The following is a 10,011-nucleotide window of genomic DNA, read 5'->3' as shown; positions in this document are numbered from 1 at the left end:
CCGGCCACTCCCTTCGCCGGCAACCCAAGCACGAAGCCGGGTGTATTCCGTGCGTCCGTGCCGTCCGACGTTATCTTGAATTCAGAGCCGAAGTTCGTTGATTCCTACGTCGCCCCCTGCATTGTCGTGGCGGTTTCCGAATCGATCTCCGCGAACACCTGTTCCGCGATCGGTGCCAGATGCTTTTCAAAGCGGCGCCATTTCTCGACCGAGGATCGATACATCGGTTGCCGCACCTGCCACTTGCTGGGCGTGTGCACCGCGCGATCATTGCTGTGAAACTGCAAGCATGCATCGTCCCACGGCAATCCACAATGACGAATCATCTGGCGGGCCTGCGTTTCAGGTTGCGCGACCAGCGACTCGTAGTCGCTGGTGTGAATCTTGATCGGCAAGACGCGTTCCCAGTGGGCCATCATCCGCCGATAGTTGCGGTGGTAGACGACCAATTGGTCCAGATCGCAAAACGGGGCGTTCAAGTTCTGACAATAACACGAGACGAACACGTCCATCGGATTGCGGCGACAATGAATCACCGTCGCGCCCGGGAACAGTGTCGCGATCAACCCCAGATGCATGAAGTTGGTCGGCATCTTGTCGGTCACGTGCTGTGCCCCCGACCGAAATCGTTCCAGTTGGTCCAAGTAGCGATCGGCATAGTGCATCACGTCGCCCGCATTCATCGCCTGCAATAGCTCCGGAGGCCGACTCCATCCGGCCTGGCGGTCTGGAACGGGCGAACGCAGCCGCGAGATTTCCTGGCGGATTTGATTGATGTAGTTCAGCTCGCCCGCGCCGGCGATCGCCGGATGGCTGCTGAGAATCTGTTCGGTCAGCGTGGTTCCCGAACGCGGCATGCCGACGATGAAGATCGGTGTGCGGCTGAGATGCCCTGTCCCCTGTATCGACTGAAAATACTCGGGGGAATAGGACTGCAGGGAATGACGCGTGAATGCTTCAAACCATGGGCCATCTTCGACCGGCCCCGACGGCGTGGGGGCGGACGAGGTCCGTTCGGTCGTCGTGGGCGTTTGCCGGCGTTGGGCTGCCGACTCGGCACGAGACACTTTCAGCCGATTCGCCCGATCGTAGTGCTCCCACGCCCGGTCATGGTTGCCGATGTCATCGTGCACCTTGGCGATCGCAAAATTCAGATAGATCGCTTTCTGGCGCGGTTGATCGTCCGCGGACAACTGTTGTTCCAATTGGGCCAGATAGTTCCGCGTGTCAGCGCCGGATTTGAAACGCTTGGCCCGCGCGTATCGGAAATGAGCTTCGCCTCGCTGCGGATCCAGCCGGATCGATTGCTCGAACTGCCCCAATGCGGTTTCGATCTCGCCGAAGTCCACGTTGGCACTGGCTAAATGACTGAGCGCCTTGGCCGACGCCGGATCGAAATCCACGGCTTTTTGAAAGGACGTTCGGGCGGCCGTGTGCTCGAACAATTGCTGTTCAAGGCGGCCTTGCATCAACCAGCTTTGGGCGGTCGGTGCGACCGCATTGACGATTCGATAGCACTCCAACGCCTCGCGTCGCAACCGGTGCTGGGCAAGGTGCATCCGCTTGCGGCCCAACATGATCGAGCGTCGATCCAAAAGGCGGGCGAGAGCAAAATTCAGCTTCGCCGAACGACGATCGCGAATCAGACAAACACGCAAGGTATGAATCGCGTCTTTGAGTTGCCGATGCCGGGCATGCAACCGTGAAAGGGCGATCGCCGATTCGTGGCCGCCATCGTCAAACAGGATGCCGCGCTGATAGTACTCGGCGGCTTGCTCGTATCGGTCGTCGTGCTCGGCGAGATGGCCCAACCATTTCCAACAGTCCGGTTGGTTGGGATCCAATCGGACGGCCTGATCGAACGATTGTTTCGCCCGGCCGATATCTTTATGAACCAGCCAGGCATACCCGGCAAGCCGATTGCCCATCGGATCGCGCGCCAATCTGTCGCCGGCTTTCGCCAACAGATCCAACGCCTTTTCGGGCTGCTTGTGCACCAAGGATGACGCCGCGACGACGTGCAGCGATTGCATGTCAAACGTATCGCGGGACAACCGTTGCCGTGACTGCCGGATGATCGACTCCCTGGACTGCCGAACCGACCGTCCGGCGCGGCGACAGATCGATTCCAACAAATCGGTCAACGCGGAACAGTCGATTTCAATCGAAAGGACAAGTGATCTTGGGGCGCTGAGGTGCATGCCGGATCAATACCCGTAATCGTAATAGTAGTAGTAATAGTCCGATCCGTAGTTGTAGTCACCGTCGTAGTACGATCCGTCGTAGTAGTCGTAGGGGTCGTAATAGGGATCGTCTGCCGGGTCGACCCAATCGTCGTCTTGGTCATCGGAGATCCCGTCCGCGGCGAGTGCAAAGCTGACTTGGGTGACGGGCGCGTCCCCGATCGAGATGGCGGTGAACCGCAGGATGTATTCCCCTTGCTCCAACCACGCCAGCGCGCCGCGGGTGATGCCGGCGTGCGCGACGGCGACCATTTTGATTTCTCGCGTGTGGGCGTCGTACACGGTCAACCGCACCGCCTGATCGGCGTCCGCACTGGTGGCGTTCAAATCAAATCGATAGAGCCGGGTTTTCCCCGCCGCCCAACGGATGAACTTGTCCGATTCGCTGGTTAAGTCTCCACTTGCCAGATCGTTCATCTGGGTTTGCGGCGATTCGAATTCGGCGACGGCCACATAGTTCCCGACGCCGACGGTTGAACTGGGGTCGACGCTGACTTTGACGAAATAGTCCTGCGACGCTTGGGGCTGTGCGACCTCGACGGTGAACGTCCCGTCGGGATGAAGCTTTGCAGCCGTCCCGACCGGTTGGCCGCCGGCGTCAACAACATTCAACCGCACGTCCGGTCGAGCCGCACCGACGCCGGCGATGTGCACCACCAAACGCCCTTCAATCGCATCCGGGGCGGTGACCTTGAAGTAATCGACGTCCGACGCGGACGAAACCGATGACTGCACTTCATAGCGCTCTGTCTGTGGCGTCGCGCCGGGAACCAGATCAATCGCGTCGGCCAATGCGTCGTTGGTTCCGAACTCGGGATCGTTGAGATCGAAATTCGTGAACAATGAATCCGGCCCCGCATCATACGCACCCGGGACCGGATCGGCGGCCCGCGCGGTTTCGCTGCGATAGTCGACTTCAACCCAGTAGTCCCCGACGGCATAGATATCGCTGGGATCAACCGCTGAGACACGCAGGTACAGGTCCCCCTGGTAGGCGAGACCATGGATCGTCAGTTCGTTGTCGTTTTCAAAGACCGATGCGGCAGTCGCTTGACCGACCACGTGGCCGTAGGAATTGATCACTTCCAAGCGAGATTGCAACAAGCTGACACCCGACGCCCGGACGCGAACGGTCACGGAGTCCATGCCGGCGATCGGTTCGATCTTGTAGTGATCGACATCGCCGCCGCTGGACAAGCTGCCCCGCGAACGGATCACCTGGGTCTGCGGATCCAGTCCGACCGGCGTCGGGATCGTCGAGGCGGTATACAGGCTGCCGTTGTCGACTTGTTCGTAGGGGTCGCTGCGCTGTCCGTAGAGCGCGGTGATCGCATTGATGTCCTCGGCCGCTAAGGCTCCCTTGGGTACCGTGTATTGGCGAAACATGACCGACCAGTGCAGCAGGTTGTCGTCCACGCCCAATGTATTGCCCGCTTCGTGCAGCAGGACGCTGAACAGGTCTCGGTCACCGGCGGCGATCGTCGCCAGATCGGGGCCTTGATCGTCGGCCCAATCATGGAACGTGAACTGTTCGTTGGAATTGAGCAGCAGATCGCCGGAGTAGGTTCCGGCAACGGCCTGGAAGGGAATCGAATTGGCTACCACCCCTTCTTGCGGAAACGCACCGATACGAAACTCCCCGAACCTCGGGTCGCCGACGATCATCCCCGGCGTTCCGAACGCATTGTTGTAATCATTGCGCAACCCGATATTGATGTCCGCGTTGATGGCCCATGTCTGATAGGCGCGAAGTGCGAGTTCCTGCCATTGGGGCCGATCGGCGATGACATCCAGCAACGCGTTGATGTCATTCTGTTGGTTGCCGATTTGAACGCCGTCGTCAGGAAAGCTGATCGTCAAATCGCGTGGGTCGGACCAAGCATCACCGAAGACCGCCAACATGCGTCGATCTTCGAGGGCTTGGAGGGAAGCGGCCGGGACGGTCCGACCGCGAATGACACGTTTCATGTCGCTGGGATCCTGGTTGTGAGAAATCTCGGTGAGTTAAAAAGTTTGCAAGTCGGGGGACTGCGGTTCGTCATTGGCGGCCCGAAGCCGTCGACGCTGATCACGTCGCGATGTCTGTAGGAAGCGTTCGATGATGCGAAATTCTTCGAAGTCGCGAATCGCTTCGAGATCCGAGTCACGCCCGATATCGTCGGGCTCGTACCCGTGGGCGACCGCTTTGGCGAGCAGGGTGACCGCCCGCCGTTTGTTGACGTCTTTTCCGATCAAGGCGTGCACGCAGGCGGCCTGGTAGAGGGTTCTTCCAGAATTGGGATCCTCCATCGCGATTTGAGTGTCCTCCAGTGCCTCCTTCGTGCGCCCGAGTCTCACCAGAGATAAGGCGCGGTCGATCCTTGCAACCTCGTTATTGGGCTGCATTTCGAGCGCCTTGGTGTAGGCTTTGATCGCTTCTTCGTGTTGCCCCAACCCGGTCGCCAGGACGTGGGCGATTTCCCGCTGCAAGGTCGGCCTGTCGGGATCCAGTTTGTAAGCCGATCGCAGATCGGTAAGCGCCGCTTCGGGATCAGACTTGTATCTCGCGTAGGCGCGATAATAAAACTCGTTGGGGTCGTCACAGGGGACCGACATCGCGGCCGAAAAATCTGCATCGGCCAATTCAGTCTCGCCGAGCTCGCGATACGTTTTCGCCCGCTTCAGCAAGGTCCAGATGCGATCGGGCGCCAGCTCCAGCGAACGATTGAAGCACTCCAACGCTTCAGAGTATTCCTGTTTTGCGTGGTGCAATAGTCCCAACTGCGACCAACCGCCGACGCTGTCCGGATCCAATTCGATCGCCTTGCGATAGTCGCGTTCGGCATTGGCGGCTTCGCGGAGGTCGAAGTGACAGCGTCCCCTCAACACGCGCAGTTTTGCCGAGTTCGGTGCCCGCTCGATCGATTGCGTGAAAGAAAGCTTGGCATCTTCGACGCGACCGGCGGCGAATTGTGCGCGACCGAGCATCGTCCAACGCAACGCGGGCGGGACGCTGTTTCGGTCGGCCAATGCCGCGAGCAGTTCCGATGCCCGCTCGTGATCGTAGCCGGCCAACAATCGCACCGCTTCCAGGTACAGCTGCGAATCGGTTTGTGCCGGGGTGTCCGAGGCGATTTTTTGCAACACCCGATACCGCTGGTCGTTGCCCGCCAAACGGGCTCGCTCGGCTTCGATGAACAATCGCGCCCGAGCCGGGACGCCATTTTCCACCACCTTGGCCGCTTCGATCAGTCGATCGAGTCGCTGGTAGTCGGCAGATGCGTCGGGGTCCGAAAAACGCAGTTGTGCGAGATTCTGAGTTTCCAGGATCGCAATATGAGCGAGATGGCGAAACAGCGTTTCGCGAGCGACTTGTTGCTGTTGGTAATCCCCATGCCCGACCAAACGCTCGATCCCGTTCCGCTCCAGCGCGTTGAACCGCTCCAGCATCTCCACGCCCTGGCGGACGTTGGACGCCTTGTGCCGATTCGGATCGGCCATCAACGTCGACAGAAACTCCGCCGATTCGTCCGAAAACGTATTGAAGGTCGCCTGAGACCGCAACGCGCGATTGTCGCGGAGTGAATCAAGCGTGATGTACGTCAGAGGCACCAGCAGTGCGAGCAACAGTGTCGCGACAAGTCCCGAAGAGACGGCACGCGGGTGTCGACGCGACCACTTTTTGAGCTTCCATGACGTCGGTTCGGCGGCATGGACGAGCGCCAAGCTTTGTTGCTCGCGTTGCAAATCGATTTGCAGATCGTCCGCGCTGGCATAACGTCGCTTGGCATCAAAGTGCAGGCAACGATCGATGATCGAGTGCAGCCCGGGTTGAACGTTGTCGCTGTCCTGCCAGCACGGTTTCCCCCGCCGAGCTTCGATCGCGGCATCGAGATCGATTGCTGCGATCGACGCGGGTGTCGGGTACGGCAACCGACCGGTGACAAACTCGAATAGCATCACCCCCAACCCATAGACGTCCGACGCGGTACCGCTGTGGGTCTGTTGGCCCATCAGCGCACGATAGGTTTCCGGCGACATGTACGGCAGCGTTCCCCCGGCGTGACGCAGATTCTCTTGCCCCAGCGTTTGGGACAGGTTGAAATCCAACAGCGCCGGTTCTCCATCGTTGCGGATCAGCACGTTGCTGGGTTTGAGATCGTTGTGCAAGACACCGCGGGCGTGCGCATGCGCCAGTGCCCCGGCCAGACGTTGAAACATCCAGATCGCCAAGTGTTGGCAATCCAACGACCGAAACGCCTCCAGTGGCCGGATCAAACCCTGGTCCTCCGCCGCGGGGGCCAGCGGCGGATGCGGCCCCTCGGAATCAACCGACGATCCCTCGTCGGTCCATTTCGTCGTCTCGTCGATTCGATCGCGAACGGTCCGAATCAGACTCTGTCCCCCGCGCGCCGAAACGTCGGTCTTGTCCTGCAAGAAATCGTGTAACGTCACGCGGCCCGCATAGGGCATGCAGATGATCGATCGAGACAAGATGCGATGAAAAGAATAGATCGGCACGATGTTGGTATGCTGCAGCAATGCCATGTACTCCGGCTCGGCCAACGTCTCGGTCACGATCTTCAGCACCACAAACCGATCGGCCAGCTCGTACTGATTGGCCAAGTACACTCGGCTGAAGGCGCCCTGGCCGATCTCATGCACCAAATGAAACCCGGCTTCTTCCAACGCCATTTCGAACGCCTCATCGGGCACCCAGTCCGAATCTGACCTGAGCTTGCGAGAACGTCGCGGATGAACCGACGTCTCCCGCATCAAGTCCTGGAACCAGCGTTCGCGGTTGACCCCCGGCAGCCCTCGCCAACGCATCACTGAAACGGGATGACCGTTGGCCGAACGCGATCGATAGTCCTCAAACGCGATCTCGGCCACCCGTTTAGGCCGGTCGTGCAGAATCGTGAACCGGTCCAAGTACTCGCCGAGCTCGATGGACAGCCCGCGTTCATAGCGCAGTTCGATATCGATGCGAATCAATTCGACAATCGCTTCGTCGTCGTCGCTCAGTCCATAAGCCGACAACATCTCTTCGATCTTCGCGTGCGATTCTGGCGACCACGTTTCCTCGAATTGATCGATTGCGTCTTCAAGTCGATCCAGTGTGCCTCGATTGATCATCCGGTTATGAACCTAGGCGTGTCAAAGGTGAGATTCAGTCCGTCGCATCACAGACCGTTGAAAGCGTTGCCAGGAGGAGCAGCGAACCGCCCTGATGTCCGCCACGGATTTAGCAAAAAAAGTTGCCGTGTGTAAACGCAGGTCGTCCACTGCGGCTTCGGGGCAGCGTCTCAGAAAGCTCCCGTTCCCAGGCGGAGCCCGGGAACGAGGCATGCATCCGCACGACTTGGGCGGGGGAAGGCCGATCCAGCGGCAAGGCACGTGCGACAGACTGTCTTGCCCGTTTTCGTTCGCCAGCTAACCTTCATCCAGCAACGATTCGGCCAGCAGTTCGCGGCTTTTCTGCAAACTGCGTTCAATCGTGCGGCGACTGCGACCGGTCAGGTCGCGGATTTCGTCGATGCTGTGCCCCTGAATCCGCAACGACAGGATTTTGCGATGCAGTGGCCGAAGCAAATCGAGCGCCTCCTGCATGCAAACCTGAAAGAACTCCGCCGACGCCAAGTCCATTCCATCGTCGACCCCGTCAAGCTCCGCATCCAACGGCACATTGCGACTGGCATCACGCCGCTGTGCCGCATAGTGACTGGCTTTGTTGCTGAGCTTGCGAACGGCAATCACCGCCAACAGATTCCAGAGCGTTGTCCCCGGTGGGGCGTCGTAGTTTCCCGATTGCATGCCACGAAACATGCTCTTGAAAACCGATTGCACGATGTCCTCCGGTTCGGTCATCGCGCCCAAACGTGAGCCGAGTTTAGACCGCACCAGTCCGAAAACGCGCCGCGCGTATCGGTCGTACAAAGCTTCGGCCGCCTCCTCGTCGCCATCGCGGATCATGACAACCAGCGACTTGTCCGTCGGAGTGAGCTCGATTGGATTGGGGGACGCTGGACTCACAAGTCGGTCGGGGGCAGGATTATCAACGCGGATCGGAAGGTGAAACCATAACCGCCACTGCCCCAAACTCAACCGTCGCCTCCAGTTTGCAACGGGCGAGCGCGGTCACGAACTACTCACTACGCAAGTAAGTATGCCCCGTCACGACCGCACTCGCTCCTGTGCAAAATAACACCTGTCCAGCTTGCCCCCTCAGACCGCGGGTCGCCCCCCAAATCATGGAGTTGATTCAGTCCCGAGACCTGACAATTGCTGGACAGGCACTCAGAGGATCAAGACAACGGCTTGGTCTCCGCCACCAATTCTGCCGATTTTGAAATTCTTTTTTTCAAACAAGGACCGAGTCTCATCGGCGCCCGTGCGAATCAGCAGCGTGCTGGACAATCAAGCAAGTCAAAACGACACCTGAAACAATTCCGGCGCGCGACTCGGCCAGCGTGATGGAGTCTCCAACCAGACGACGAAAAAAGAAATCACGCTCAGCGATTAAAAAAAACGCGTCCGGGATATCGGGGCAAAATATCCCAGACGCTTGATGCGAGCCGTGCTCAGCACCCTCTACAAGGCTAGTAAATCAGGAAGCCCAAGTCGAGTCCCAAGCGGGGGGATTCTGAAAAAACAAAAACTTTTTACGAACGCACCCCCCGATCGGTCGAAAATCACATCGTTTCTTCATTCTTCCCCGGGGCACTAACGCTGCCGCTGCAAGATCGCCCCCAGGATCGCAGAACGGAGCTGTTCGGGAGTCGAAATGATTCGACGCGTCGGTGCCGGTGCCCCCGGCGGACGTTGTAGCCGTGCACCACGCGGCAAAGCCGCCGGACCGCTGACTCCGGGGACAGACCCCGTCGTGGCGGATCGGTTGACTCTGGGGACAGACCCCGTGACACCGGGGACAGACCCCGTGATGACTCTGGGGACAGACCCCGTGACACCGGGGACAGACCCCGTGATGACTCCAGCGACTCCGGGGACAGACCCCGTGAAGCTGGGGACAGACCCCGCGGTGGCGGATCTGAAGCTGGGGACAGACCCCGTGGTGGCGGATCGGTAGGCGTCGGCCGGGCTGCGGGCGACCACTGCCGGCTCGTAGGCGGTTGGGGGGGCGTACCGGTGGTCGACGATCGCGATCGGCCGACCTCGCTTGGCACTGCGTAATTGCTGAAGGTAACGAATCTCGTAAACCAACCGGCCGTATGCTTCGTAAACCGCGATCCAACTTTCCTCCAACCGAGGCTCGGCCGGAAAAATCGGGTCGCCAAAAAACGTCAACTCGACGCGACAGTGCAATGCGTCGGTCGCGACAAACCGGCTGAGCAATCGGTCCAGTCGCGCCGGATCGCGGGCGGCCGACTTCAAATCACTGGTGCTGTCCTCCAAGTCATCCACCAGACGCTCGACGCTGCTGCGAATCTTCGGCGTCCGCAGCACCACGCGTTCAAACGCTTTCACCGCGTCTCGGTAATCGCTCGCCGCCACGTAGATCGGCGAGTTGCCGCCGGCTTCGGCCCAGCGCGGTGTCAACACCGCAGTAAAAATGCATGCAAACATTGTCGTCCGTAGACTGCCCGATCTAATCACGTGAAGTCCTCCCTCGTTGAGTGCCCATCGACCCGGCCAGACAAATCCCCGCCAAAAAACCGCAACCCGCGTGCCGCCGCCCCGCTGCAATGTCACTAAACTCGGAATCTGGCATGACTTAGCTTTTCGCCGGGGGCGTCGCCGCGGAGTGGCATCCGTCCCGTCACGATATCTG

At 59.5% G+C, this 10,011-nt stretch carries 5 protein-coding genes; all 5 read right to left on the bottom strand.

Going from position 1 to position 10,011, the window contains the following annotated elements; translation table 11 throughout:
• Positions 1-104: 104 nt before the first annotated feature.
• Positions 105-2,144 (bottom strand): tetratricopeptide repeat-containing sulfotransferase family protein, encoded by a 2,040-nt coding sequence (locus Mal15_RS33385; protein ID WP_167547201.1) that lies wholly within the window; start codon positions 2,142-2,144, stop codon positions 105-107.
• Between the two features lie 63 nt (positions 2,145-2,207).
• Positions 2,208-4,211: a matrixin family metalloprotease gene (locus Mal15_RS33380; protein WP_147871686.1), complete on the bottom strand. Its 2,004-nt coding sequence runs from the start codon at positions 4,209-4,211 to the stop codon at positions 2,208-2,210.
• A 36-nt stretch (positions 4,212-4,247) separates the two neighbouring features.
• On the bottom strand, positions 4,248-7,358 hold the full coding sequence (locus Mal15_RS33375) for a protein kinase domain-containing protein (protein WP_147871685.1): 3,111 nt from the start codon (positions 7,356-7,358) through the stop codon (positions 4,248-4,250).
• Between the two features lie 297 nt (positions 7,359-7,655).
• Positions 7,656-8,255: an RNA polymerase sigma factor gene (locus Mal15_RS33370; protein ID WP_167547200.1), complete on the bottom strand. Its 600-nt coding sequence runs from the start codon at positions 8,253-8,255 to the stop codon at positions 7,656-7,658.
• A gap of 690 nt (positions 8,256-8,945) precedes the next feature.
• Entirely contained in the window at positions 8,946-9,806 is an 861-nt protein-coding gene (locus tag Mal15_RS34335; protein ID WP_167547199.1) for a hypothetical protein, read from the bottom strand.
• Positions 9,807-10,011 lie beyond the last annotated feature (205 nt).

The sequence above is a fragment of the Stieleria maiorica genome, assembly GCF_008035925.1.
GTDB lineage: Bacteria > Planctomycetota > Planctomycetia > Pirellulales > Pirellulaceae > Stieleria > Stieleria maiorica.
This window is presented reverse-complemented; position numbering and strand designations above follow the sequence as displayed.